The organism is Bradyrhizobium sp. 192 (assembly GCF_023100965.1).
Taxonomy (GTDB): domain Bacteria; phylum Pseudomonadota; class Alphaproteobacteria; order Rhizobiales; family Xanthobacteraceae; genus Bradyrhizobium; species Bradyrhizobium symbiodeficiens.
In genome coordinates this window covers 247,748-272,747 of record NZ_CP064690.1, presented here as the reverse complement: position 1 = coordinate 272,747, position 25,000 = coordinate 247,748, and the positions used below count along the sequence as shown (strand labels likewise).

Genomic DNA, 25,000 nt, shown 5'->3' with positions numbered 1-25,000 from the left:
CACCTTGCCGCCCTCGGTTGATTTGCCACCCAAGGTTCTTTTCCGATGATGACCGCATCCAAGGCCTTCATTGCTTTCTGCCTGCTCGCGATGGCCGGCACGGTTCTGGTGATCGGTCCGACCGAGCTGCGACGCCTGCTGTCGGACGGGACCAAGACCGCTGTTGCCGCCAAGCCAGAAGCCAAGGTCGAGGCCAAGGCTGAGGCCAAGGCTGACCTCAAGCCTGACCTCAAGGCTGACCTGAAGCCGGACCAGCCGAAGCTGGCCGCCGTTACGCCGTCTGCGCCTGTATCCGCGCCGGCGGCGGTCCCGGCGCCCGAGCCCAAGCCCGAGCCAGGTGCGCTGGCCGAGATCCAGAAACAGGTCACGGCGCTGCCCGACCTCGCACCGGCCAAGCCGCCGGCAGCGGTCGCGGACACCGGCCCCCGTTTCGACGTCGCCCGCGTCGACGATCACGGCGAGGCGGCTGTCATTGCGGGCCGTGCCGTGCCGGGTGCCAAGGTCGAGCTGCTGCGCGACGGCAAGCCACTCGATACCGTGACTGCCGACGCCTCGGGTCAGTTCGTGATGACCCCGCCGCAGCTTCCCGCAGGTTCCTATGAATTGACGCTGCGGGCCAGGGCGCCGGATGGCACGGTCACGCAGTCGGGCCGGACCATGCCGGTCACCATCGCCGAGGCGGCGCCGCCGCCCGCGCGCCCGGCACCCGTTGCAAGGCAAGAGCCGAAGCAGGCCGAGAAGCCGGACGACAAATCGGATGTCGTGGCGTCCCTGCCGTCGGCCTCGTCGCATCTCGCCTCGGCCTCCGACAGGCCCGCGGCGCGGCCGAGGCCAGTCGGCGCGCCGAAACCCCGGGTGATGGCGCGGGCGCCGGCGGCGACGACGGTTGCATCCGCCTCGCCCGCGGAAATCCTCAATGCCGCCCCGGCGGAGACAGGCAGCCGGGTGATCTCCCGCGGTGACAGCCTGTGGGCACTCAGCCGGCTCGCCTATGGCGACGGCGCCCGCTATGCCGTGATCTTCAAGGCCAACCGCGACAAGATCCACAATCCCAATCTGATCTACCCCGGCCAGACCTTCGTGATGCCGCAAAAGGCGGAGTGAGGGCGTCTTCCTTCCCGTCTTACTGGGGGCGGCCGCGTTTGAGAGAGCTTCGCCGCGGCGATCTTTCCAGACGCCCGCGACGCTTTGCCCTGTGTCCTTTCGGAACGATCGGTTCCCTCGCGAGTCATCCCGATACGGCGCAGTGCGCGCGTGGGCAGCTGGGAGGGAGGCCGAATTGGTCAGGTCAGCGGTCATGTCGGGACGCATGGGATTGGCGCTGGCGGGCGCGACCGTCCTGATCGCGGCGGTGCTGTTGCCTGCGAGAGCCGAGGCGCAATTCGGACTGCGCGGCGGTCCGCTCGGCGTCGCGCGCTTCGCCGTCGGTCACATGATGGGCCTGTCGCGCCTGCGCCATTCCCGCATGGCGGTGCGAAGCAGCCGATACCGCTCCGCCGCGCTGAGGTCACAAGATCCGCGCGGCGCAGAGCGCGGGCAGCCTGCCAATCCTTACGTTCTGCGCGCTGCGCTCACGGCGCAAGCCGCACTTGCGGGCTGGCACGGCGGCCGCCGCGCGCAAGGCTGGTGGCGTCATCCGGATGGCAATTATGGCTGGGTCGGCCCGGTGTTCTGGCCGTTCGCGCATGACGACCTCACCAATGCCGTCGTCCTCGGCGATGCGACCAGCCTCTCGCTCTACGGCTATGGCGACATCTATGCCGCGATCTTCGCGCCCTATGCTGCGACCGAGCTCGCGGCCTACACGGCATCGCAAGGCCGGCGCGGCCGGCGCGTCCCGACCGCGGAGACACTCTGCGACGCCAGCGACACCGGCGGCCTGCCCGTCGAACGCATCGCAGAGGCGGTGCAGCCGAACGAACTGCAGCGCACCGCGCTCGACGAGCTCGCATCGGCCTGGAATGCCGCGCGCGACACCATTCGCGCGGCCTGCCCGGCACAGGTCCCCACTACGGCCGCGGACCGCCTCGGCCTGATGCGCGAGCGGCTCGAGGCCATGATCAAGGCCATCGACGCGGTCGCGCCGCCGCTGGCCAAATTCACCGACCTGCTCGACGACGATCAGAAGGCAAAGTTCGAAGCGCTCGGCAAGGGCCGCCGCGTCGCTCTCGCGGCCATGCAGCGCAAGGATGTGAACAAGGACGCCAAGGCGTCGAGCGCCTGCGACCCCGACAGCGATCCCCGCTATGACGAAAAGCTGCAGCGTCAATACGAGCAGCTGGTGCAGCAGCAATGGCCGGCGAACGACATCGCCACCACGCTCCGCCTCGACGACACCGCCCGCGCTCGCTTCGAAGTGCTCCAGGACACCGCCCTGCGCACCATGCAAACGCTCAGCGCCTGTCCGTCACAGACGCCGGAGACCCCGCAGGCCCGCCTCACCGCCGTGAAAGCGCGGCTGGAGACGATGCTGCAGGCCGTGAACGGCGTCGCTGATGCGCTCGACGATTTCGAGGCCGACCTGAGTGACGAGCAGAAGGCCGGCTTCGAGGCGATCGGACCGAAGCGGGGAGCGTGAGGCGCGACGGCAACGGCGCCTCACCTGAAAACCGTCAGCCGATCTCCCGCCTGATCTTCGCGGCCGCATCGCACATCGCTTTCAGCTTCCCGAACGCCGTCGCGCGCGGCATGTATTTCATGCCGCAATCGGGCGCTGCGATCAGGCGATCGGGCGACACGTGCTTGAGCCCGTTGCGGATGCGCTCGGCGACGGTGTCGACGCTCTCGATCGCAGGGTCCGCGAGGTCGAGCACGCCGAGCATGATCTTCTTGGACGACAGATCCTTGAGCACGCCGAGGTCGAGCTTGGGCTGTGCCGCCTCGATCGAGATCTGGTCGGCGATGGTGTCGTCGAGCTCGGCCAGGAAAGAATAGCCGGCCGGCTTGTTCGAGCCGGGCACGACGGCGGCGTAGCCGAAGCAGAGATGCACCACGGTCGGCACCGTGATGCCTTGCAGCGCGCGGTTGATCGCCTTGACGGCGTAGCGCTTGGCGAGCTCGGGATTGTTGCGAACCCAGGGCTCGTCGAGCTGGATCACGTCGGCGCCGGCCTTTTGCAGATCGAGCGCCTCGGCATTGACGGCTTCGGCGAGCGCCATCGCCAGCTCTTCCTCGTCCTTGTAGAACTCGTTTTTGGCCTGCTGGCTCATCGTGAACGGGCCGGGAAGGGTGATCTTCGCCGCACGCTCGGTGTTCTTGCGCAGGAACTGCATGTCGTGCAGCTCGACCGGTCCCTTGCGCTTGATGGGGCCGACGACGCGCGGCACCGGCGTCTGAGTGTTGCCGGTGCGCGCCACGATCATCGCGGGATTGTCGCCGTCGATGCCGTCGAGCGCGGTGGCGAAGCGATTGGAATAGCTCTCGCGGCGGATTTCGCCGTCGGTCACGATGTCGATGCCGGCGCGTTCCATGTCGCGGATCGCGACGATGGTGGCATCGTCCTGAGCTTCCTCCAGATGCTCCGCCGGCAACCGCCACATGTCGTGCAGGCGGGTGCGCGGCACCACCTTCGACAGCATGGCGCGATTCACCAGCCATTCCGGCTGCGGATAGCTGCCGACCACGGTGGTCGGCAGGATGTGCGTTGGCATGGGCATGGGGTTCTCCTTCTTATTGTTATTGAACGCGTGAGTTCAGGCCGCCCGCGTTGCCGCGACTGAACCCTCGTCCTTGACGGGATTACTGAGGATGCCGATGCCGGAGATCTCGATCTCGACGGTGTCGCCGCCCTTCATCCACAGTGGCGGCGTGCGATAGGCGCCGACGCCGCCGGTCGTGCCTGTCACGATCACGTCGCCGGGCACGAGCTCGGTGAAGGTCGAGCAATAGGCGATCAAAGCCTGTACGTCGAAGACGAGATCGGAGATCGGCGCCTTCTGCACCTCGACGCCGTTGAGCCGTGTGATCAGCGTCTGCTTGGTGACGTCGGTCAATTCGTCGGTCGTGACCATCCATGGCCCGAAGCCGCCGGTGCCGGCAAAATTCTTGCCCGGCGCGAATTGCGAGGTGTGGCGCTGCCAGTCGCGGATGCTGCCGTCATTGTAGCAGGCATAGCCGGCGACATGGCCGAGCGCGGCTTCCCGCGAGATGCGGCGGCCGGCCTTGCCGATGATCACGGCCATCTCGCCTTCGTAGTCGAAACGCTCGGATTCCAGCGGCCGGATCATCGGCTGGCCATGACCGACCTGGCTGTTGGCGAAGCGGGTGAAGATCATCGGATGTGCCGGCGTCGGATGGCCGCTCTCGGCCAGATGCGTGGCGTAATTGACGCCGATGCAGAAGATCTTGTCGGGATCGGGCACGGTCGGCAGCAGGGCGACGTCCGCAAGCGCGTAGTCGGGTGCATCGCCGGCCAGCTTCTTCAACGCGTCGAGCGAGCCCTTCGTCAGCAGCGCCTTCAGCGTCGGAGTGGCCTTCAGGCGCTTGCCGGCGTCGATGACACCCTTGTCGGTGACGATGCCGTAGCTCGCGGTGCCTGAGATGGTGAAGCTTGCGACTTTCATGGATCAAACACTCTCTTCGATGGAGGAAACAAAGTCGTTGATGGGAAGCGCGATATCGCCATTGCGGATCGGAACGCATGATGGCGGGAAGTCCTGGCGGAAGCGGGCGCCGGCCGCTTCGGCGCGGTCGAGGAAGCGCTCCAGATGAGCCATCGCGCCGGTCGGCAGATCGTGCAGCACCATCAGCGTCCAGGGTTGCCGGCTGCACTGATCAAGTGCGCGCTCGGTCCAGCCGTCAGGATCGGCCCAGTCGCGTGGAATGGAATTCCAGAGCACGCAGCTGTGTCTGTTGCGGGTGAGATAGCCGACCACTGACGGCTTGAGCAGCCGCTGGTCCAGATTGCCGCCGCCACCGAACGGCCGGAACCAGCGATTGGGATGCGCGAGGTCGCCGATCGCAGTTTGCGTGCGGCCGATCTCGTTCTCCGCGGTGTCGCGCCCGGATTGCTCGCCGAGCGGAATGCTGTGCGTAAAAGTGTGGTTGCCGATCCAGTGTCCCTCGCCATGGGCGCGCTCCGCAAGCGCGCGCCGCGCGGGATCGGCAAGCTTCTCGCCGATGACGAAGAACGTGGTCTTGATCCCGCGCGCGGCCAGAACATCGAGCACGCGCGGCGTCACGTTGGGATCGGGGCCGTTGTCGAATGTCAGGGTCAGATCGTACACGCCAATACCTCAGGTCGCCGGCTGCATCGCGTTCACCGCGATCTCGTCGTTGGCCTGGCCGGCGCGGGTGCCGGTCTGCCAGATCGCCGCCTTGCGCTCGATCCAGCGGATCACGGCGTTGAAGCCGATGGCGAGGAACAGCACCAGCAGCACGCCCGCGAACACGTGTGGGCTGTCGAGGATGGTGCGGTAGCGCGAGATCAGATAGCCGATGCCGGCCGAGGAGATCAGCATCTCCGAGACCACCACGCCGACGATGACAAGCGCGCCGCCGACGCGCAGGCCCGACAGCACCGTCGGGATCGCAGCGGGGATGATGACGCGGACCAGCCGCTGGCTGAGCGTCGCGCCCATGCTGCGGGCGGCGAGCAGCAGCTGCGGGTCGATGGTCTGGATGCCGGCGGCGGTCGCGAGCATCGTCGGCAGGAAGCCGTAGATCGAGGCGAACGCGATCTTGGATTCCGAGCCGATGCCGAGCCACACGGTGAAGACGGGATAGAGGATCACCAATGGCACCGCATACAGGCTCGACACCATCGGCATGATCAGGATTCGCGGCCGCGGCAGGCTGCCGACGATCGCGCCGAGCAGGATGCCGCCGCCGCAGGCGAACGCCATGGAGACCACGACCTCGTACAGCGTGACCGCCAGCGCATGACCGTATTCGCCCGCGTCCGTCCATCCGGCGATCAGCGTGGACGACAGCGAAGGCAGGAACAGCTCGGCAATGAGTCCGGTGCGTGGCAGTAGCTCCCACAACGCGATCAAGCAGATCACGATCAGATATCGCAACGACTTCGCACTGATTCTCGCGCTCATCGTCGTCTCACGCCGATTTGCGGATGTGCCGCCAGATGCGGTCGCGCAAGGTTCCGAACGCATCGCCGCTCAGCATCTCGTAGGTGCGGGGCCGCGGCAGCTGGACCTGGAGATGGTCGACGATGCGGCCGGGCCGCGCCGACATCACGATCACCTCGTCGGCGAGATAGACCGCTTCGGTCAGGCTGTGCGTGACGAACACGACGGTCTTGCCGGTGGCCGCCCAGATCCGCAGCAGCTCGTCGCCCATGGTCATGCGGGTCTGCTCGTCGAGTGCGGCGAACGGCTCGTCCATCAAGAGCACCGGCGGGTCCTGCACAAGGCCGCGCGCGATCGAGACGCGCTGCTTCATGCCGCCGGAGAGCTCGTGCGGATGGCGCCTGCCGAAACCGTCGAGCCCGACCAGCTTGAGCGCATCCTGCGCCTTGGCGTGTCGCTCGGCCTTCGGCACGCCGCGCAGCGCCAGTGGAAACTCGACATTGTCCTCGGCGGTCAGCCACGGAAACAGGCTCGCCTCCTGGAACACCACGCCGACTCTATCAGGGTCGGGCTGCAGGATCGGCGCGCCGCTGATGGTGATGGTGCCCGCGGTCTGCTGGCGCAGGCCCGCCATCATCATCAGCAGCGTGGACTTGCCGCAGCCGCTGGGGCCGACCAGCACGACGAAGCGGCCGGGCTTGACCTCGAGCGAGACGTCCTCCAGCGCGACGACGTCCTGCGACCGGGTCTTGAACACCTGGCCGACGTTCTTCACCTCGATCGCGCCGGCGCGCGCCGCGGGCTTCAATTGGGTCACGTTCGCCAATGGCTGCATCGCGTTTCCACCCATCTGACAAGTTCGTTGAAGGTCATGGCGATCGCGGCGACCATCACGACGCCGGCGAGGAGTTGCTTCATCTGGAAATTCTCGCCCCAGGTCGCGATCTGATGGCCGATGCCGTCGCGCGAGGCATACATCTCGGCGAGGATCACACCGGTGAGGTTGAAGATCATGGAGATCCGCAGCGCCTCCAGCAGCACCGGCAGCATGCTCGGCAGGTAGACGCGGAACGCGGTCTGCATCCGCGTGGCGCCATAGGAGCGCGCCACCGTGAGATGCTCGACCTTGACCGATTCCACTGCGGTCGTGGTCGACATGATCACGATGAAGATCGTCGAGAAGAAGCCGAAGCCGACCTTCTGGGCGAAGCCGACGCCGAACACCAGGATGAACATCGGCAGGAAGATCGATTTCGGGATGCTGAAGGCGAAGAACAGCAGCGGCTTGGCGACGTCTGCGAAGTAGCGGTTCTCCGCGACCAAAAAACCGATCAGCGCGCCGAACGGCACGGCCAGCGCGAACGCCGTCAGCACCTCGGTCGCGGTGACCATCAGGTCCTTCTGCACCGCGGCGCGCTGCAAGAGCTCGCCGAGCGTCGCGAACGTGTCGGACGCCGACGGCAGCAGGCGGGGATTGACGATGCCGGTGCGCGACAGCGCCTCCCACAGCGCCAGGACCGCGAGGATGATCGCGATCCTGGCGAGGTTGATGGCAAGCGAGCCCTGCATCGTTACGGCTTGGTCGGGACGGGCTTGAACTTGGTCGAGATCACGTCCTCGGCCGGCACGATGTCCTTGAGCCCGCCGAGCTTGGCGAGATCGAGCGACAGCTGCACGGCGGCGCTCACATTGGCCGCGCCCATGTCGCCGCTGGTCTCGAGCTTCATGATCGTGTTGTCGTATTCGAGGGCGGCGATCTCCGGCGGCATTTCGTAGAGCTCGGCGATCAGCTTGACGGTGATTTCGCGGTTGGCGCGCATGAAGGCGACCGCGCCGTAGAGCGCGTTCACCGCCTTCTGCACCAGCTGAGGCTTCGCCTCCGCGAGCTTGTCGAGCACGATCCAGCCCGCGGTGAGGTTCGGCGGCACCGCGGTCGAATAGTCGAGGATGGACTTGGCTTCGCCGGATTTCGAGATCTGGAAGCTCAGCGGCGAATAGACCACGGCGGCCTCGACATTGCCGGCGAGCAGGTTCGGCACCAGGCCGCCGCCGCCGACGGGAACGCGCGTGAAGTCGATCTTCTTGTCCTGGATGGTCCACAGCGCGAGCAGGTCCGAGCCCGAGCCGGCCGCGGTGATCGCCACCTTCTTGCCGTTGAGATCCTTGACCTCGAGCGTCGATTTGGTCGGCACCATCAGCTGCCAGCCGAAATTGCCCATCGCGGCGTTGGCGACGATGCGCGACATCACGCCCTTCTTGCGCCCCGCGGAGACCAGCGACGGCGGATCGAGGATGATGTCGGCCGCGCCCGCGGCCATGCCCTCGAAGGTTTCGGCGCCGCTGCGGTAGATCGTCAGCTCGGCCTGGATGCCTTCCTTCTCGAACAGCTTTTGCCGCACCGCGGTCTCGGCGATCGTCGTCGGCCAATATGTCTTGGTGGGCAGGCCGACGCGGATGGTGTCGGCAGCGTTCGCAGGGCCGGCCAGCATGGTGGCGGCAACCAGCGACAGGATCGCGTGGCGTCGATTGATCTTCATTGTTTTCTCCCGGTTTCTGTTTTTTACGTGCCGGATTTGTCCGGATCGTCAAATCGTGCGGCTCACCTCCGCGATGCGCGAGGCGGCGAGCTCGACGAACTCCTTGGTGGTGCCGAAATGCTTTGACAAGGCGTGAACTGCCGCATCGGCATCGCGCTTCGTCACGGCGGCGACGATCGCCTCGTGCTCGGCCTCGACGTCGCGCGGCTTGACGCCGGGCTCGCGGCGGATCGAGAGGCGGCGATATCGCTCGCTCTGCTCGTGCAGCACGTCGCGGAAGCCGAGCAGCCATGGCGAGCCGCAGGCATTGACCAGCGCGCGGTGGAAAATGCGGTGACGGATCACCCATTCCTCGTAATGCACCGTGGGATCGTCGGGATAGTGATAGGGGACGGCCTTCAGGGCCGACCAGGTCGATTTCACCGATGCAAGCCAGGCCTCGTCGCCGCGCTCGATCGAGCGCCGCAGCGCGAGCCCCTCGATATCGATCCGCGTCTGCGTCACGTCGGCGAGATCGGCGAGCGACACCGGGCTGACGCGAAAGCCGCGCTGGTCCGAGGCCTGCACCAGGCCATCGGCGACCAGGCGCGACAGCGCCTCGCGGACCGCGGCAAGACTCACCGAAAACTGCTTGGCGAGGCCTGCGATATGGAGCTTCTGCGCCGGCAGCAGCCGCGCGGCCAGGATATCGGCGCGCAGCCGCTCATGCAGCGCCGAGGTCAGGCTGCGCGGACCATCGCCCGGGCTCCCGGACATATCGAACTGAAGCGGACCCATCCGGCGATGATCGCAAGCACGCGCCGACGGGTCAACAGAAAATCGAAAATCGATTTTTTGTAGCCTCCTGGTTGAGCGCGGGCACAAGCCGCACGCTCGCCGCGATCACCCGCAAGCCCAGTCGAACTTCATCGCCTTGAAATCGAGCTGCGCATTGCCGCCGCCGAAATTATAGCCTCCGAAATATTCCTCGAACTCGACGTAGAACGGGCTCATCTCCGGCACCGCCTGGCAAGGCCGCATGGTGCCGCCGAGATGGTTCGGGGCGTGGTCCTTGCTCCACTCGTGCAGGCGGAAATTGTCGCGGCCCGGTTTGCCGCCGACATAATAGTAATAGGGCTGATAGCCGGTCGGCGGGTTGCTGCGAACGTGCTCGTCCTGTGGGCCCTTGCCGGCGTTGGGGTCATCAGCGCGCGGCGCGAGCACGATGGCGCGGGTCTCGCCGAGATCGGCGCGCGGCGACGCGCCGAGCATCTTCTTGGCGAAAGTCGGAGCAGCCTCGAAGAAGGCGCTGGCGCCGCCGACATCGAGCCAGCGTGGCCGCTCGGCGGTCGCCAGTGCAAGCGGCGCCGGCGGTGTCGCGAACGGGCCTTCATATTCGGCGCGCGTCAGCAGCAGCGCGGCATAGTCGTAGTCGAGAATGTCGGTCATCCGCGACAGGCGCGGATGAGAAGGCCTCGCCAGCACGGCCTCGCGCACTTCAGGATCGTCAGGCGCGCCGCCGTCATTGTGATCGGCGCGGTGGCAAAGAACGACAATGCGACGATGTCCGCCCCATGCACGCGATAATCCTCCGGCAGCAGCAGCGTGAAGCCGTGTATCAGCGGATAGCCGGTGACGGGATCGAGCGGCCATTGCGCGCTCGTGATGCCCGGCGGCAGCCCAAACACCCAGCCCTGGTCGCGCGCCCGGTCGACGGGACGCCCCAGCATCTGCAGATCATAAGCACGCGAAGGCAAGGCAAGCGCCACGGGTGGTCTCCATCCGGATCGTTGCCTCGCCGTTGAGGCGAAGGTTAGTCGCGGGGAACGGGGATGGGGTTCGTGAGGGGAGGCGAGGTAAAGCGCTCCCTCGGTGTTCTGCCCGACGTGTCAAACAGCCGTGCAAGCGAGCGTCCAAACGCCATTTGTAACTCGTTGATCTTGCAGGCCCCGTCTACTGTGCATGGGGTTGTTTTCGCGTTTTTCGCCAGCGACTACCCGCGCCGCCGCGCCACCGACGCGTCCACCACGTTCTCGACTTCCTCGCGCCAGTTCAGGATCTCCATCGCCAGCACAGGATGATTGAAGCCCTTGAGCTGGAGATCGTCGAGCGGCTGCGCTTCGACCCATTGCTCGACGATGCCGTAGACGCGGCGGCTGACCACGATCTGGTTGGGCTTGGCCTCGCCGCAGAGTCGTGAGGCGAGGTTGGTGACGCTGCCGATCGCGGCATATTCCAGCCGCTGCTCGAAGCCGACCTGGCCGAGCGTGGCATAGCCGACCGCGATGCCGATGCCGAAGCCGAGGCTGTGCCCGCGGTTGCGCCAGCGCTCGGTCAGCGGGCCGATGGTCTCGCGCATCTCCACCGCCATCTTCACGGCGCGCTGGGTGTGATCCTCGAACTGGATCGGCGCGTTGAACAGGATCATCACGCCGTCCCCGGCATATTTGTCGAGCGTGCCCTCGTATTTGAAGATCAGCTTGCCGAGCGCTGCGTGATATTCGCGCAGCACGTTCATCGCCTCTTCCGGCTCGGTCGCTTCGGTGAACGCGGTGAAGCCGCGCAGATCGCAGAACACCACGGTCACCTCGCGGCGCTGGCTGGTGAGCAATCCTTCCGGGCTGTCGGAGGATGCGATCAGCTGCGCCACCTGCGGCGCCAGGAAACGCTCGAGCTTGCGGATGCGCTCGATCTCGCCGAGCTGGGTCTTGACGCGTTCCTCCAGCGACTTGTTCCAGTCCTTCAATTGCTCGGTCTGCATCCGCAGCTTGTCGGCCTGGGCGCGCACGGTCTCGTTCGCGGTCTCCAGCGCGTGGCTCTTGTGGTCGACCTCGGTGAACAGCCGCGCATTGCGCATCGCCAGCACGGCCTGGTTGGCGAAGGTGCGCATCAGGCCGATGATGCTGGCCGCGAACTCGCCGCTCGCGCGCCGCAGCACCACCAGCGCGCCGAGCGTGCCCTGCTGGTCGACCAGCGGCACGACCAGCACCGAGTGGAAGCCGGCCGCGATCGCGACCTCGCGCAACGGCTGCTCGCTGGCCCGGTCGATGTCGGCAAGCGCGATCGGCTCGCCGCATCTCGCGGCATCGCTCAGGATGTTCTCGCCTTCGTCGATGGTGACGTGGGCGCCGTCGGCGGATCTGTCGATGCCGCCGGCCTCGACCAGGTTGAAGCGGCGCGTCTCCGCATCGAAGCCGTAGATCAGCACGGCGTCGGCATGGGTGATTTCGATCGCGCGCGCGGCGATCGTCGGCAGCACGGCGTTGAGATCGAGCGAGGAGGCGACGGCGCGGCCGACTTCCTCCAGCACCTTCAGCTCGTTGATCGACTGCGCCAGATCGCGCGTGCGCTCTTCGACCTTGGTCTCCAGGTCCGAATAGGTCTCCTGGATCTGGCCGGCCATGCGGTTGAACTGGCTGGCGAGATCTTCCAGCTCGTCCGATGTCTTCACGTCGATGCGGTGGCTGAAATCGCCCTCGCCGAGCCTGTGCGCGCCGTCGCGCAGCGCCGTGATCGGGATGATCATGCGGCGCGCGAGCAGCGTGCCGGCAAGGATGGCGACCATCAGGCCCATGCCGATCAGCAGCGCGATGCGCACCAGCTGGTCGCGGATCGGCATCAGGGCCTGCGTGGTCGGCTGCTCGAACAGCGCGCTCCAGCCGAGCTTCGGCACGGTGCTGGCGGCGCTCATCACCGATTGGCCGTTGAAGTCGGTGCCCGAACTGTCGCCCTCATGGCCGGGCGCGATCGCGGCTGCGACCTGCGGCAGCTTCGACAGATCCTTGCCGATCTCGGGCCCCTTGGACGACGTCGCCAGCACGCGGCCGCGGGGATCGACGACATAGGCAAAGGCGGCCTTGCCGACCTGCGCGTCGGACAGGAAGTCGGAGAGGAAGCCGAGATCGATCTCGGCCACGGTGACGCCGGCATTGAAGCCGGAATGCGCCACCGAGATCGACATCAACGGCGTCTTGTCGGCGAACCAGGCCGGCGCATAGCTGACGCCGCGGGCGACCGTGTCGGTGAAGCGCATGTCGCGGGAGAGATCGGCGTTGCTGCCGGTCGTGGTCGACTGGCGCGAGACGCGCAGCACCTCGCGGCCCTCGCCGTTGAGCTGGAACAGCTGGTTGACGACCGAGACCTGGTGCAGCAGCGACGCGTAATCGGCGCGGCGCTTTTCGAGCGTGTCCTGGCTCGCCCGCGTCACCCAGCTGATCTGGCGGTCGAGCTCCGAGATCGACTGCTCGATCCGCCGGGCGGCGGCCTGCGCCTTGTCCTCCAGCCCGTCGGTCAGCTGGGTCCTCGTGGCGCGGTAGGAGATCCAGGTCTCCATCGCGCCGTTGACGGCGAGCACGAACACGACGAGGCCGACGAGGGAGACGACGTATTTGGCGAACAGACCCTCGCGCAGAAACCGTGTCTTGTCGTTCGCTCCTGCCATCCCGATCCTCTTGCGCCGCCATCGACGCCGGCGCTGCGGGGTCCTTCTATCACAATTCGGGCCAAAGGGCCGCCGAGCAGCCGGCGTGGTTACTCGCGGTGGCAGGTAAGAAGGGACGGATTGCCCCTGCCTCATCCGTTCGGAGGAAGCCGGAAGCGGGGCGGCTGGTGTAAGCGGATGGCCTTGGAGCCAGGCCTGCGAATCCGCCCATTACCGGTTGAAAAGTTGCCGCAGCACGTCGTTCATTGGCTGACTGTCCTGCTGCGCGACCGGCGGGTCGTCGAGGGCCGGAGCTGCAGGCGAGGCCTGCGGCGCCGGTGTGGAAGGCGTCGCCGGCAGGCTGCGGCTGCGGCCGCTGCCTGGCGCGGCGCCGGTGCTGCTTCCCGCGCCATTGGACAGTCCCTGCTGAAGCAAATTGCCGATCGCCTCGCCCAAGGGGCCGCCGAGCAGATTGTTCTGCCCCGGCTGCTGCGCCTGCGGATTGGCATTGCCGGCTGCGTTGCCGCCGGGTGCGGTCGTGCCGCCGAGGCCGAGATTGCCCAGACTGCCCAGGATGTTGCCGAGCCCGGCGCCGTCGGGGCCGAACAGGCCCTTGCCCATCTCGCGCAGCTTGGCATAGGCGGCATCCGGATTGTCCAGCATGCCGGCCATGTCGGGGTAGATCTTCGGCTGCGACCAGGGGCCCTGGATCATCACGGGAATGCCGAAGCCGACCGGCTCATTGGCGCGGCCCTGACCTTCGGTCGTCATCACCAGCTTCGGCTCGACGCGAAAACCCATCATCTTGGTATCGAGCGCGATGGTGCCGGCGCCGGTGACGCGCACCAGCGGTCCGATCAGGTTGAGATCGGTCGTCACCGCCTGGCCCTTGTCGATGCGGAAGGAGGCCGAGAGCTGCGACAGATCCGTGCTCTGCTCCTGGCCGGCATTATGGCTGTCCTGCCAGCCGGACAGCGTGCCCGATGTCAGCGAGCGGATCATCTGCGCGACGTTGATGCCGCGGATGGCGCCGTCCTGGAAATTGACGAACGCCGTGCCCTGCATGTTCGCCATCAGCGCGCGCTGGCTGGTGCCGGCGCTGCGCAAAGCGAGCTTGGCCTGCAGCTTGCCGTCAATGCGGTCGAATTCGGCGAGGCCCTGCAGCAGCGGCAATGCGCGCACGCCGACGAGGTCGGAATGCATGGCAAAGCTCGGCGCGCCGGTGGTCGCGTCCAGGATAACCTCGCCCGAAACCTGGCCGCCATAGGCGCCGAGATTGGCGGTGCCGACCTTCAGCACGCCGCCGGCAAGCTTGGCATCGAGCGCCAGCGGCGCGATGCGGGCATCGCCGATCACGGCTTCGTTCGCGGAGATCCTCACTTGCGCATCGACATAGTTGAGCCCGGACACGTTGATCGGCGCATCGCTCCAGGGCTGCCCGGCCGTGCCCTGCGGCGATTTCGCCAGCGGTACAGCCAGCCGCTGGAAGTCGAGGTCGAGCTTGACCAGCGGCTTGCTGGCGATGTCGACCGAAGCCCAGCCGTTGAAGGCGTCGTCGCCGAGCCGGCCATTCACGCCGTTGATCATCACGATATCGCCGTTCATCCGCATCTCGGCATGACCGGTGAGCTGAGACTTCAGCACGTCGGGCATGTCGATGGCGAAATCCACCGGGATCGTCGGCCGGTCGACCGGCGGCGCTGGCGTGGTCGCCTTGATGTCGAACTTGGTCGGGTGGTCGCCGACACGCGCGGTGCCGGTGATGCTGACCTTGCGGTCGCGGCCGATGGTCGCGTCGGCGTTGATGGCGCTGATGCGGCCCTCGACACGATCGCGCATGCGCGCGAATGCGACTTCGCCGTCGGTGACCTTGACGCGGCCGATGGACGCACCGTCGACGTCGATCGCCAGCGGCTTCGACGAGCCTCCGGTATTCGGCAGGCGCTCACGCAGCAGCGGCTGGTAGAGCACGGGATGGGTGACGATCAGCTCCTTGATCTCGGGGCGGCCCGACCACACGCTGGAGAGCGACATGTCGGCCTGCACGCTGTCGACCGTCAAGCGCGTGATGCCGCTGCGATCCCGGGGGTCGGCAAGCGAGAGGTCGTTCAGCGTGACGTTCAGCGTCGGCCACAGGCTGATCCTGGTGGTGCCGTCGATCGACAGGCGATAGCCGGTCGCGCTCTCGACGCGCGAGGCGATCGTCGAGGTCAGGAAGCCCGAGGGGATCCCGATCACCAGCAGGATTGCGACCACGATGATGACGGCGGCCAAAGCCGCGCCGGCGAATTTCACTGCTCTCATATCGACTTTCCACTGACGGACAATCGGCGTCGAATGCCGCCGGCTGACCATCCTTCGCGCCCGAGTTTATCCCCGGACGGGAAGCGGCTCCAAGCGCGTAAAAATAATCAGGAGGTGCTGCAAAGTTATGTGACTTATGACACACTTCGCCGGCGCGGTTTTACGCGATGCTGATGTTGATGGTTTCAAGCGATTTGCCAACAAGACTGACCAGGACGTTCACAAGGACATTGAAATGAGCAAGCAGGCCGAATTTGCGGTCATTCTGAAGATGAACGCCATGTTCGCTGATCTCGGTACGGACGAGCTCCAGCGGTTGTCCAATCTCTGCCACACCCAGCATCTGGGGAACGGCGAGGTGCTGTTCCAGAAGGGCGATGCCGGCGACGCGCTGTTCGGCGTGCGCCGCGGCCAGGTCCGCATCGAGACCGGCTCGTCCGACGGCAGCCGGCTGACGCTGAATTTCATGGGACCGGGCGATCTGTTCGGTGAAGTCGCGGTGCTGGACGGCCAGAATCGCACCGCGGATGCGACCGCGGGCGAGGCCAGCGAATTGTTCGTGCTGCGGCGCGAAGATTTTCTCGCCTTCCTCGAGCGGGAGCCGAAGGTGGCGATCAAGATCATCGCGCTGCTGTGCCAGCGCATCCGCTGGCAGAGCGAGCGTATGGAGGAATCCATGCTGCAGCCGCTGCCGGTGCGGCTGGCGCGGCGGCTTTGCGCGCTCGCTGCCGATTTCGGTTCCGAGGTGCACATCTCGCAGGAGCAGCTCGGCGTCTTCGTCGGCGCCGCGCGCGAGAGCGTCAACCGCCAGCTGCAGGCCTGGCGCAAGGAAGCGATCCTCGATCTGCAGCGCGGCCGCATCCTGCTGCGGAACATGACCAAGCTGACCGCGATCGCGCGGAACGAGTGAGTCTAGCGAATTTCACTTCGCTTGGACGGGCGAGGCAGATCGACGGCCATGTCCTCTGCGAGGAAGGCCGCGTATCGCAATGCCTCGCCAAAGTCTTCGCGCTCGAGATACGGGTAGTCATTAAGGATGGCTTCGCGCGTCTCGCCGGCTGCCAGTAGGCTGAGCAATCGCGCGACTGGAAACCGCAGCCCGCGAATGCAGGCTTTGCCAGCGCAGACGGCAGGGTCCATCGTGATACGCACAAAAGCCATGGCATAGGCTAGCGCGAACGAACGACTTGCGCCAGCGTGTGACTCTAAGCTCGCTCGTTCGGAGCCTCACTCCGCAGCGGGGTGGATGATATTCTTCGGCGCTGGCCCTGCTTCCGCCGGTGCCGATCCGTGATGAGCGTCCGCCTCCGCATCCTCGCTGTGCACGATCAGCCGCTTGGCGAAGCGCCAGATCAGGGCGCCGAGATCGTCCATCACCATGAACATCGCGGGCACGAACACCAGTGACAGGATGGTCGAGAAGATCAGGCCGCCGATCACTGCGAGCGCCATCGGCGAGCGGAACTCGCCGCCGGCGCCGACCGCGAGCGCGCTCGGCATCATGCCCGCGGCCATTGCGATGGTGGTCATCACGATCGGGCGGGCGCGCTTCATGCCGGCGTCGATCATGGCCTCTTCGCGCGGCTTGCCGGCGTGAATCGCTTCAATCGCGAATTCCACCAGCATAATCGCGTTCTTGGTGACGATGCCCATCAGCATCAGGATGCCGATCCACACCGGCGTGGTCAGCTGCTTGCCGGTGAGGAGCAGGGCCGCGATGGCGCCGCCGATCGAGAGCGGCAGCGAGAACAGGATGGTGATCGGCTGCAGGAAGGTGCCGAACAGCAGCACCAGCACGGCGTAGACCATCATCAGGCCCGCCGTGATCGCGGTGGCGAAGCCGTCGGACAGCTCGTTGAGGCTTTCGGCGTCGCCGGAGGGAGAGACCTTCACGCCCTTCGGCCGGCTCTTCATCACCGGCAGGTCGTAGATCTTCTTGGTGGCGTCGCCGAGCGCAGCGGATCCGACGAGGTCGGCGGCGACCGTCGCCTGCCGCTCGCGATCATACCGGTTGATGCTGGTCGGACCCTGGTCGAGCTTGACGTCGGCGATGACCGAGAGCGGCACGCCGCCCTTCTCGCCGTGTTCGCCGAGCGGCACGCGCAACTGTTCCAGCGTCTTCAGATTGCCGCGCGCGGCGTCCTCGAGCTGCACGCGGATCGGCACCAGACGGTCGCCGACGTCGAACTTGGCGAGCGCGGGTCCGACGTCGCCGATGGTGGCGACGCGGATGGTCTGCGACAGGCTTTCGGTCGAGACGCCGAGCCGCGCGGCGAGATCGGCGCGCGGTTCGACGCGTAGCTCGGGCCGCTCCAGCGTGGTTTCCGAGATCACGTTGGAGATGGTGGGAATGCGCTTCATCTGCGTCGCGAGCTCGCTCGCGAAATTATTGACGATGTTGGCGTCGACACCGGTCACGACCAGCGAGATGGCGCGCAGGCCGTTTTCGTCCAGGAACCAGAAGCGGATGTCGGGGATGTTCTCCAATTCCTGGCTGATCGAGAATTCGAGCTCGCGCTGGGTGATGTCGCGGGCATCCTTGGGCGTGTAGTTGATGATCAGCGCGGCGCGCCGGACCTCCTGCGTGCCCGGCGGGACACGTCCGCCGTCGACGAAGATGCTCTTTACCTCGGGCCGCTTGCGCAGGCGTGCGACGATGTCCTCGGTGACCTTTTCGGTGTAGGCGAGCTGAGTGCCCGGAGGCAGCTCGAGCGCCAGCAGCGAGCGTGCGCTGTCCTGCGCCGGCAGGAATCCCTGCGGCAGCAGCGTGATGCTCCAGATCGAGGCGGCGAACACGCCGAAGCCGATCAGCACCGTGATGAAATAATGCTTCACCGACCAGGCCACGAGCCGGTGATAGGACCGCAATATGCGGCCGGGCGGCGGCTCCTCGTGCGTATGGTGTTTGAGGAAGTAGGCCGCCAGCACCGGCGTGACGAAGCGCGCGGCGAGCAGCGAGAAGAACACCTGCACCGAGACGGTGATGCCGAACTGCTTGAAGAACTGTCCGGCGATGCCCGACATGAAGCTTGCGGGTGCGAAGATCGCGATGATCGTCAGCGAGATCGCGATCACCGCGAGGCCGATCTCGTCGGCGGCTTCGAGGGCGGCGCGATAGGGCGATTTGCCCATGTTCATGTGCCGGACGATGTTCTCGATCTCGACGATGGCATCGTCGACGAGAATGCCTGTCGACAGCGTGATGGCGAGGAAGCTGACGAGGTTGAGCGAGAAGCCGAGCAGGTCCATCGCCCAGAACGCCGGGAAGATCGACAGGGGCAGCGAGATCGCGGCAATGATGGTCGCGCGCAGGTCGCGCAGGAACAGCAGCACGATGATGACGGCGAGGATGGCGCCCTCGAACAGGGTCGAGATCGCCGCGTGGTAATTGCCGTTGGTGTATTCGACCGAGGTGTCGATCACCTTGAGGTCGACGTCGGGATAGGCGGCCTTGAGCGCGTCGACGCGCTTCTGCACGGCCTCGGCCACCTTCACGTCGCTGGCGCCCTTGGAGCGCTTGATGCCGAGCGCGACGATGGGCTCGCCGTTGAAGCGGGCGAAGGTGCGGCGGTCGGCGATGGTGTCGGTGACGGTGCCGAGATCGTCGAGCCGGACCTCGCCGCCGCCGAACAGCGGGATCATGGTGCCGGCGAGGTCGCTGAGCGTCTTGGCGCCGGCGAGCGTGCGGATCGCCTGGTCGTTCTTGCCGATCTCGGCGCGGCCGCCGGCGACGTCGACATTGGTGCCGCGCAGGCTCTGGCTGACATTGACGGCAGTCAGGCCCATCGCCTGCAGGCGATCGGGATCGAGCGAGACCAGGATCTCGCGCTCGACACCGCCGATGCGCTCGACCTGGGCAACGCCGCGGACGCCTTGCAGGGCGCGCTTGACCACGTCGTCGACGAAATAGGAGAGCTGCTCCGGCGTCTTGCCGGGCGAGATCGCGGCATAGGTGACGATCGGCAGCCCGATCACGTCGACGCGCTGGATCAGCGGCTCGGTGACGTTCTGCGGCAGGTTGGAGCGCACGCGCGTCACCGCGTCCTTGACGTCGTTGAGGGCGCGGTCGGTGTTGGTCTCCAGCGCGAACTGGATCGTGGTCACCGACACGCCGTCGGTGATCTGTGAGGTGATGTGCCGCACGCCCTCGACGCCGGAGACCGCGTCTTCGACCGTCTTGGTGACCTGCGATTCGAGTTCGGCGGGCGCAGCGCCGAATTGCGAGACCACGACCGAGATCACGGGAATGTCGGCCGACGGCAGCCGCGTCACGGCGAGCTTGGTGAAGGAGACCCAGCCGAGAACCAGGAGGATGATCGAGAAGACGACCGACGGCAGCGGATTACGGATCGACCATGCCGAGATATTGAGTGCCATCAGCGTACCCGCGTGCGATCGAGTTCATCGGCGAACATGGTTTTGATGTGGTCGCCGTCATGGAGCGAAGAGCCGGCATCGGCTACGACGATTTCGCCGACCTCGAGCCCTTCCAGGATTTCCGTGGCACTGTCGGACGACAGTCCGACCCGCACCTTGCGCGTCTCGATCGTGTTGTCCTTGACGACCTGAATGGTGAGATGGTCGATGGCTGTCTTGGGGATCGAGACGCCGCAGCTTCGCTTGGCGTCGATCGAGGCGCGGGCGAACACGCCGATCTTCAGCGACGGATTGTTGGTGACGCTGATGCGGACGCGGCCGAGCTGCGTGGCGCGGTCGATCTCGGGCGCAACCAGCCGGACCCGGCCGATCAGATCGGGCGCGTCGTCGCGGCTGATGCGCACGGTGGCGCCGGCGCTGAGCTTTGGCATGTGCACCGCCGGCACCTGGGCATCGAGCTCGATCTCGTTGTTGACGGCGATGCGGAACATCGGGCCGGCCTGCGGCGAAGCGGGCGCGCCGACGATGGTGCGGATCTCGGTGACGAGGCCCGGTGCAGGTGCCTTCAGCGAGATCGGGCCTTGCGGACCGGGTCGCTGCGGCTGGCCCGGGATTTGCGGCGGCGCGGTCAGGCGCGCCAGCTCCTGGTTGTCGGTGACGACGGCGCCCTCGGTGACGAAGAGATCGGTGACCCTGGATCCCTCCTGGTCGGCGATGACCACGGCCTCGCGGCGCGGCACGAAGAAGCCGGTCACGCGCACGAGATCGGAGAAGCAGGCATTGGTCGACTTCGTCACGATGACCAGCGCCTCGCTCTGCGTCTCCTTAGGCTCGGGACGCTTGCGATGCTCGAACAGGTAATAGCCGACGCCGAGCGCGACGACGAACACCACGGTTCCGGCGGGCTTGAGATATTCGGAGAGGTTCATCGCCGGATCATCCTGGCCTGGCTCACGGCCGGCCGCGCGAGGCCCATGGAAAGCGTTTCCCTGAAACAAAGCGGCGTCCCGCAAGGCTGCGGGACGCGCTCTGGAAGCAAGACTTTACACCACATCACGACTTGTCACTTCAAAGGATTACGTCGTGCTCACTTCGATGCGGTGGTCTTGTTTTCCATGTTGACGACCTGGACGCGGCGGTTGGCCTCCGCCATCGGCTGGCTCGGGTCCTTCAGCTTGCTCTTGCCGTAGCCGACGGTGACGAGATCGCTCGCGGAGATGCTGTACTTCTCGACGAGGTAGCGCTTGATCGAATCCGCGCGGCGCTCCGACAGGTCCTGGTTGTAGGCCTCGCCGCCGGCGGCGTCGGTGTGGCCGGCGACCACGAAGGTGGAGCCCTTCAGGTCGGGACTGGTCAGCGCGCGGCCGAGCGCCTGCACTGAAGCAAGCGATTTGGCGCTGATATTGGCCGAGTTGTAGTCGAACGTGATCTCGAGATCGATGTTCGGCTTGTCCTTGGCGACGGACGCGATCTCCTCACGCTCGGTCGACGACAGCGAACGCGTCGAGCGGCCGCGCACGGACTGGATCAGCTTGGTCTCCGCCGCGTTCGGCGCGAGGTCGGCTTGCGGGGCGCCGATCGACAGGCCGCGGGTCAGGGGCTTCTTCGGCGCCGGCGCCAGTGCGCGGACGATGTCGTCCTCGGTGAGGTTCTTGCTGTTGCCGTCATCGCCGGCGAATGCGGACGAGGGCGGCAGCGACAGGGCGGTGCCAAGGGTGATGATGGACAGGATCGCGATAAGTCCTCTTGCAGCCGATTTCATAGCCAGTCCCTCCTGCGCAGCCAGCTTCGCGCGGTTCCAAAATTCCTGCAATGAGCCCCCCGGGGAAGGCCGCCTGCGGCATCCGTTCGTTAGTCTTCCCGGGGCCACCAAGGGTTCGAGGCGCCGCCTGCCTCAATTCAAAAAAATACTAGCGCACTCCGTAGCTTGCGAATTCCTGAACGATGTTCGGATCCATCGCCTTGGCATTGGCGATATCGAGCGCGCCTTCCTGGGCGGAGCCGTTGCGCTGCTTGGCAAGGCCGCGTCCGTAGAGCGAGGAGGTCAGGCGCGGGTTGATCTTCAGGGCCGCGTCGAAATCGGCGATGGCATTCTTGACCGCGCCCGATTTGAGGTTGACGAGGCCCCGGCTATCTAGCGCATCGACGAAGTTCGGCCGCAGCCGCAGCGCCTCGTTGCAATCCTTCAGCGCGCCCTGGAGGTCGCCGACCACGGTGCGGGTCCAGCAGCGGTTGTTCAGCGCCTCGACATCCTTGGTGTTGATTCGGAGCGTGTCGTCGAAATCCTTGATGGCGAGGCTGTAGGCGCCCTTGCTGGCATAGACCTGGCCGCGCCGGTACAGCGCGTTCACGTCGTCCGGATTGGCCGCGATCTTGGTGGTCAGGCTCTTGATCGTGGGATCGTCAGCCAGCGCGGCGGCACTCGGCCCGCTGTCCATGCTCGGCGCCGGAGCGGGATCAGCCGGTATTACCGGCGGTGACGGCGGGGGCAGAGCAGCCTCGACCTGCGGCTTCGGCGCAGGAGCCGGTGCGGGCGCAGGTGGTGGAGGAGGCGCAGGCGCCGCGGCGGTGTCGACCGGCTTTGACGGCGGCGGCGGTGTCGGCGGGGCGGGCGGTGCCGGCGGCGGGGTCTTGGCGACGAACGGCGGCGGGGCGGGAGGCGCAGGCGTCGCGCCAGGTGCCGGACGTGATCCGCCACCTCCCGGACTGAAGGAGAAATCTTCGGCCAATGAAGAGGATATCCACGGCACCTGCTCGCCACGCGAAGCGCGGGTGACGCCCATCTTGGTCCGGTTCAGCGTCTCCTCGGCCATCAGGTCGGGGACCCGGATTTCCTTCAGGAGCTCCTGGACGAACAGGCTGTGCTCGCCGCCGGCGTCGGAGACCACCGAGGCCAGCGCTGCCGAATACATCACCAGCGTGCCGTTCGGCGCGATCACCGGGGTCAGGCCGGCCGAGAAGCTGCGGAACCGGCGTTCGAACGGGTTGCGCCTGGAGGCGTCGATCAGGGCGATCTTGACGCCGGCGCCGCGGGTGTTGAGCTCGCCGAGGACGGTCTCGAGGCTGAAACCGTCGCGGCGCACGTCGGACTCGGTCCAGATCTGCGCATCGATCGGCAGCATGTAGCTCTGGCGCGCCGACTGGATGCCGAAGCCGCTGAAGAACACCAGCGCCACGGATCCCGGCTTGATCTTGCCGTAGAGCTTGTCGAAGGCACGGCGCATTCCGTCGCCGGTCAGATTCTCGGCGATCTCGACCGAAAAGCCATCGCGCTTGAGCTCGTCGGCGACGTCACGGGCATCGTTGATCGGTTCCTTCAGCGGGGCATCCGCGTCCGGATATTTGGCGTTGCCGATGACCAGCGCAAAGCGATCACCGGCCGCAAGCGACGGGGCAGTCGGAACGAGCAAGACGAGCAAGGGCAGAAGAAAAAAGAAGCGAATTTTCATAATCAGCGCGGTCCAGCCAAAAAGGCGCCGTTACCAGCTTGCGCCGCGGCGACCTTAACTTACGCTTCCTGCATTATCAAACCGGGGACGGATCGCGTCAACCGCTTGGAGATTCGGCGTTATCGCGACGATTGACCGCAACGCCCGGGTGTGCCGCAAGGGGAATAAAGGGGATGTCATGCTTGTGCTCGACGTGGTCCGGCTCGATCTTACCGGCGGCACGTTAGGGCCTCCATGGCGATAAAAATGTGATTGGTCTCACATTGAGAGCGTAGCTCCGTCGCGCCGCGAGGCGTTTGACCTTTGCAGCGGACAATGGCTTGGTGCGCAGGGTCGTCCCGGAAGGTCCACTCAGAAAAGCAAAGCAAAAGCAAGAATCATGGGAAACGCCTACGAAATCTACGCCCTGCGCTACGCGACGATGTCGCCGCGCACCCCCAGCATGAACTTCCTTCAGCCCGATCCGCATGACAGTGCGGCGCAGGATCTCGACTATTTCGTCTGGCTGATCCGAGGGCACGGCCGCGACATCCTGGTCGACACCGGCTTCAATGCCGAGGAGGCGAGCGCGCGGGCGCGCAAGCTGACACTCAATCCGGTCGATGCGCTGGAGCGTTTTGGCGTCGCGGCCTCGAGCATTCGCGACGTCATCGTGACGCATCTGCATTACGATCATGCCGGCAATCTCGACCGCTTCCACAATGCGCGCTTCCACCTCCAGGAGCGTGAGATGGCTTATGCGACGGGACGCTGCATGTGCAACGGCCTGCTGCGACATCCGTTCTCGGTCGAGCACGTCACGCAGATGGTGCGCCACGTCTATGGCGAGCGCGTCGCTTTCTATTCCGGCGACGGCGAGGTCGCGCCCGGCGTCACCGTGCATCGTGTCGGCGGCCATTCCGACGGCCTGCAGGTGGTCAGGGTCGAAACCGCACGCGGGCCGGTGGTGCTCGCATCCGATGCCGCGCATTACTACGCCAATCTGCAGCGCAAGAGCCCGTTCCCGATCGTCTACAATGTCGGCGACATGGCGGTCGGCTGGGAGACGATCGAGCGCCTCGCCGGCCATCCCGATAGATTCATCCCCGGCCACGATCCGATCGTGACGGAGATCTATCCGCGCGCCAGCGACAAGGTCGACGCCTGGGCGCTGCATCTGCCGCCGTCGCGGTCGTTTGCGAAATAGAAGTTGTCATTCCGGGGCGCGCGAAGCGCGAGCCCGGAATCCATTGATCATCGTAACCGGTGGCGGGATGGATTCTCAGGTGCGCAATCGCGCACCATAGTTCGCCGCTGGCGCGGCGCCCCGGAATGACAGAACGAGCTAATACGCCTGCTTGGCGTCCGCCTCTTTGCTGGTCTGGATCAGATCGAGACTGTCCTCGATCTTGCCGAGCAGCGCCGAGAGCTGCTTGCGCTCCTGCGCGGAGAGGCAGGCGAGGATTTCGTCCTCTCGCCGCAGCAATTGTGGGAACAGCTCTTCATAGAGCGCCCGGCCCTTCTTCGTCAGTTGCAGGCGGAATTCGCGGCGGTCGGCTTCGTTCTCGACCCGCTCGATCATGTCCTCGCCGAGCAGCGTCGTCACCGCGCGGCTGATGGTGGATTTGTGCGTGCGGGTGCATTGCGCGATGTATTGCGCGCTGCAGGCATCGTTGCGGAACCCGAGCGTGGCGATCACGCGCCAGGCCGGAATATCGAGACCATGCCGTTCCTGATATTCGACCGAGAGCGCGGAACTGACTTCCGCTGCGAGCCGGTTGAGGCGGAACGGCACGAACTTGAACAGGTCGAGCCGTGCCTTTGGCCGCGTTGAGGCTTCATCGGCCTCGTGTGCCTTCAGTTCGATATCGCCAGATGTCCTCGCCAAAGGAGCGCGCTCCGAATTCCAGTTGACGGCCGGCCGGCTCCGGT

Annotated in this window: 22 protein-coding genes; 4 read left to right on the top strand and 18 right to left on the bottom strand. The window is 66.0% G+C overall.

The window, feature by feature from the left end:
- The first annotated feature begins 45 nt into the window (after positions 1-45).
- Both IVB24_RS01245 and IVB24_RS01240 read left to right on the top strand, forming a co-directional pair.
- Positions 46-1,104: a LysM peptidoglycan-binding domain-containing protein gene (locus tag IVB24_RS01245; protein ID WP_094973855.1), complete on the top strand. Its 1,059-nt coding sequence runs from the start codon at positions 46-48 to the stop codon at positions 1,102-1,104.
- Positions 1,105-1,297: 193 nt separating this feature from the next.
- Positions 1,298-2,578, top strand: coding sequence for a Spy/CpxP family protein refolding chaperone (locus IVB24_RS01240; protein WP_247771815.1), 1,281 nt, complete (start codon positions 1,298-1,300; stop codon positions 2,576-2,578).
- Between the two features lie 34 nt (positions 2,579-2,612).
- On the opposite strand, the gene IVB24_RS01235 is transcribed toward IVB24_RS01240, so the two are convergent.
- The 12 genes from IVB24_RS01235 to IVB24_RS01180 form a co-directional block, all read right to left on the bottom strand.
- Positions 2,613-3,656, bottom strand: coding sequence for a uroporphyrinogen decarboxylase family protein (locus IVB24_RS01235; protein ID WP_247771814.1), 1,044 nt, complete (start codon positions 3,654-3,656; stop codon positions 2,613-2,615).
- 36 nt (positions 3,657-3,692) lie between these two features.
- Complete coding sequence (locus IVB24_RS01230) at positions 3,693-4,562, bottom strand: fumarylacetoacetate hydrolase family protein (RefSeq protein ID WP_247771813.1); 870 nt, start codon at positions 4,560-4,562, stop codon at positions 3,693-3,695.
- 3 nt (positions 4,563-4,565) lie between these two features.
- Positions 4,566-5,225 (bottom strand): polysaccharide deacetylase family protein, encoded by a 660-nt coding sequence (locus IVB24_RS01225; RefSeq protein WP_247771812.1) that lies wholly within the window; start codon positions 5,223-5,225, stop codon positions 4,566-4,568.
- Positions 5,226-5,234: 9 nt separating this feature from the next.
- A complete protein-coding gene (locus IVB24_RS01220) occupies positions 5,235-6,044 on the bottom strand; it encodes an ABC transporter permease (protein ID WP_247771811.1) in 810 nt (269 codons plus the stop codon).
- Between the two features lie 7 nt (positions 6,045-6,051).
- Entirely contained in the window at positions 6,052-6,858 is an 807-nt protein-coding gene (locus IVB24_RS01215; protein ID WP_247771810.1) for an ABC transporter ATP-binding protein, read from the bottom strand.
- On the bottom strand, positions 6,837-7,592 hold the full coding sequence (locus tag IVB24_RS01210) for an ABC transporter permease (RefSeq protein WP_247771809.1): 756 nt from the start codon (positions 7,590-7,592) through the stop codon (positions 6,837-6,839). The genes IVB24_RS01215 and IVB24_RS01210 overlap by 22 nt, the downstream gene beginning before the upstream one ends.
- A gap of 2 nt (positions 7,593-7,594) precedes the next feature.
- Positions 7,595-8,560 carry an ABC transporter substrate-binding protein gene (locus IVB24_RS01205; RefSeq protein ID WP_247771808.1) on the bottom strand — a complete coding sequence of 322 codons (966 nt, stop codon included), beginning with the start codon at positions 8,558-8,560 and terminating at the stop codon, positions 7,595-7,597.
- Positions 8,561-8,608: 48 nt separating this feature from the next.
- A complete protein-coding gene (locus IVB24_RS01200) occupies positions 8,609-9,316 on the bottom strand; it encodes a GntR family transcriptional regulator (protein WP_247771807.1) in 708 nt (235 codons plus the stop codon).
- 126 nt (positions 9,317-9,442) lie between these two features.
- Positions 9,443-9,988 carry a hypothetical protein gene (locus IVB24_RS01195; protein ID WP_247771806.1) on the bottom strand — a complete coding sequence of 182 codons (546 nt, stop codon included), beginning with the start codon at positions 9,986-9,988 and terminating at the stop codon, positions 9,443-9,445.
- Positions 9,985-10,308 carry a hypothetical protein gene (locus IVB24_RS01190; protein ID WP_247771805.1) on the bottom strand — a complete coding sequence of 108 codons (324 nt, stop codon included), beginning with the start codon at positions 10,306-10,308 and terminating at the stop codon, positions 9,985-9,987. Before IVB24_RS01190 ends, IVB24_RS01195 begins: the two co-directional genes overlap by 4 nt.
- Positions 10,309-10,532: 224 nt before the next feature.
- Positions 10,533-12,980, bottom strand: a complete 2,448-nt coding sequence (locus tag IVB24_RS01185; protein WP_247771804.1) for an adenylate/guanylate cyclase domain-containing protein — start codon at positions 12,978-12,980, stop codon at positions 10,533-10,535.
- A gap of 210 nt (positions 12,981-13,190) precedes the next feature.
- Complete coding sequence (locus tag IVB24_RS01180; protein ID WP_247771803.1) at positions 13,191-15,263, bottom strand: AsmA family protein; 2,073 nt, start codon at positions 15,261-15,263, stop codon at positions 13,191-13,193.
- Positions 15,264-15,498: 235 nt separating this feature from the next.
- On the opposite strand from IVB24_RS01180, the gene IVB24_RS01175 reads away from it, so the two are divergent.
- Complete coding sequence (locus IVB24_RS01175; protein WP_094973866.1) at positions 15,499-16,173, top strand: Crp/Fnr family transcriptional regulator; 675 nt, start codon at positions 15,499-15,501, stop codon at positions 16,171-16,173.
- Between the two features lie 2 nt (positions 16,174-16,175).
- On the opposite strand, the gene IVB24_RS01170 is transcribed toward IVB24_RS01175, so the two are convergent.
- The 5 genes from IVB24_RS01170 to IVB24_RS01150 form a co-directional block, all read right to left on the bottom strand.
- The gene (locus IVB24_RS01170) at positions 16,176-16,403 is read right to left on the bottom strand and encodes a DUF433 domain-containing protein (RefSeq protein ID WP_247771802.1); all 228 of its coding nucleotides are present in this window, start codon (positions 16,401-16,403) and stop codon (positions 16,176-16,178) included.
- Between the two features lie 87 nt (positions 16,404-16,490).
- Positions 16,491-19,640, bottom strand: coding sequence for an efflux RND transporter permease subunit (locus tag IVB24_RS01165; RefSeq protein WP_094973868.1), 3,150 nt, complete (start codon positions 19,638-19,640; stop codon positions 16,491-16,493).
- Positions 19,640-20,569, bottom strand: a complete 930-nt coding sequence (locus IVB24_RS01160; RefSeq protein ID WP_094973869.1) for an efflux RND transporter periplasmic adaptor subunit — start codon at positions 20,567-20,569, stop codon at positions 19,640-19,642. The genes IVB24_RS01165 and IVB24_RS01160 overlap by 1 nt, the downstream gene beginning before the upstream one ends.
- A 158-nt stretch (positions 20,570-20,727) precedes the next feature.
- On the bottom strand, positions 20,728-21,402 hold the full coding sequence (locus IVB24_RS01155; RefSeq protein ID WP_166467473.1) for an OmpA family protein: 675 nt from the start codon (positions 21,400-21,402) through the stop codon (positions 20,728-20,730).
- A 148-nt stretch (positions 21,403-21,550) separates the two neighbouring features.
- Positions 21,551-23,089, bottom strand: a complete 1,539-nt coding sequence (locus IVB24_RS01150; protein ID WP_247771801.1) for a caspase family protein — start codon at positions 23,087-23,089, stop codon at positions 21,551-21,553.
- 379 nt (positions 23,090-23,468) lie between these two features.
- Between IVB24_RS01150 and IVB24_RS01145 the strand changes: the two genes are divergently transcribed.
- Positions 23,469-24,275, top strand: a complete 807-nt coding sequence (locus IVB24_RS01145) for an N-acyl homoserine lactonase family protein (protein ID WP_247771800.1) — start codon at positions 23,469-23,471, stop codon at positions 24,273-24,275.
- A 138-nt stretch (positions 24,276-24,413) separates the two neighbouring features.
- Here IVB24_RS01145 and IVB24_RS01140 read toward each other — a convergent pair whose 3' ends face one another.
- Positions 24,414-24,956, bottom strand: coding sequence for a MarR family transcriptional regulator (locus IVB24_RS01140; RefSeq protein WP_247771799.1), 543 nt, complete (start codon positions 24,954-24,956; stop codon positions 24,414-24,416).
- Positions 24,957-25,000: the final 44 nt, after the last annotated feature.

What these genes read in the sequence shown, in the direction of transcription:
- IVB24_RS01215 (WP_247771810.1), bottom strand. Translation starts at nt 6,858, where the DNA reads ATGCAGCCATTGGCGAACGTGACCCAATTGAAGCCCGCGGCGCGCGCC.
- IVB24_RS01220 (WP_247771811.1), bottom strand. Translation starts at nt 6,044, where the DNA reads ATGAGCGCGAGAATCAGTGCGAAGTCGTTGCGATATCTGATCGTGATC.
- IVB24_RS01170 (WP_247771802.1), bottom strand. Translation starts at nt 16,403, where the DNA reads ATGGACCCTGCCGTCTGCGCTGGCAAAGCCTGCATTCGCGGGCTGCGG.
- IVB24_RS01150 (WP_247771801.1), bottom strand. Translation starts at nt 23,089, where the DNA reads ATGAAAATTCGCTTCTTTTTTCTTCTGCCCTTGCTCGTCTTGCTCGTT.
- IVB24_RS01195 (WP_247771806.1), bottom strand. Translation starts at nt 9,988, where the DNA reads ATGACCGACATTCTCGACTACGACTATGCCGCGCTGCTGCTGACGCGC.
- IVB24_RS01155 (WP_166467473.1), bottom strand. Translation starts at nt 21,402, where the DNA reads ATGAAATCGGCTGCAAGAGGACTTATCGCGATCCTGTCCATCATCACC.
- IVB24_RS01180 (WP_247771803.1), bottom strand. Translation starts at nt 15,263, where the DNA reads ATGAGAGCAGTGAAATTCGCCGGCGCGGCTTTGGCCGCCGTCATCATC.
- IVB24_RS01160 (WP_094973869.1), bottom strand. Translation starts at nt 20,569, where the DNA reads ATGAACCTCTCCGAATATCTCAAGCCCGCCGGAACCGTGGTGTTCGTC.
- IVB24_RS01210 (WP_247771809.1), bottom strand. Translation starts at nt 7,592, where the DNA reads ATGCAGGGCTCGCTTGCCATCAACCTCGCCAGGATCGCGATCATCCTC.
- IVB24_RS01175 (WP_094973866.1), top strand. Translation starts at nt 15,499, where the DNA reads ATGAGCAAGCAGGCCGAATTTGCGGTCATTCTGAAGATGAACGCCATG.
- IVB24_RS01230 (WP_247771813.1), bottom strand. Translation starts at nt 4,562, where the DNA reads ATGAAAGTCGCAAGCTTCACCATCTCAGGCACCGCGAGCTACGGCATC.
- IVB24_RS01240 (WP_247771815.1), top strand. Translation starts at nt 1,298, where the DNA reads ATGTCGGGACGCATGGGATTGGCGCTGGCGGGCGCGACCGTCCTGATC.
- IVB24_RS01245 (WP_094973855.1), top strand. Translation starts at nt 46, where the DNA reads ATGATGACCGCATCCAAGGCCTTCATTGCTTTCTGCCTGCTCGCGATG.
- IVB24_RS01165 (WP_094973868.1), bottom strand. Translation starts at nt 19,640, where the DNA reads ATGGCACTCAATATCTCGGCATGGTCGATCCGTAATCCGCTGCCGTCG.
- IVB24_RS01200 (WP_247771807.1), bottom strand. Translation starts at nt 9,316, where the DNA reads ATGTCCGGGAGCCCGGGCGATGGTCCGCGCAGCCTGACCTCGGCGCTG.
- IVB24_RS01185 (WP_247771804.1), bottom strand. Translation starts at nt 12,980, where the DNA reads ATGGCAGGAGCGAACGACAAGACACGGTTTCTGCGCGAGGGTCTGTTC.
- IVB24_RS01235 (WP_247771814.1), bottom strand. Translation starts at nt 3,656, where the DNA reads ATGCCCATGCCAACGCACATCCTGCCGACCACCGTGGTCGGCAGCTAT.
- IVB24_RS01145 (WP_247771800.1), top strand. Translation starts at nt 23,469, where the DNA reads ATGGGAAACGCCTACGAAATCTACGCCCTGCGCTACGCGACGATGTCG.
- IVB24_RS01205 (WP_247771808.1), bottom strand. Translation starts at nt 8,560, where the DNA reads ATGAAGATCAATCGACGCCACGCGATCCTGTCGCTGGTTGCCGCCACC.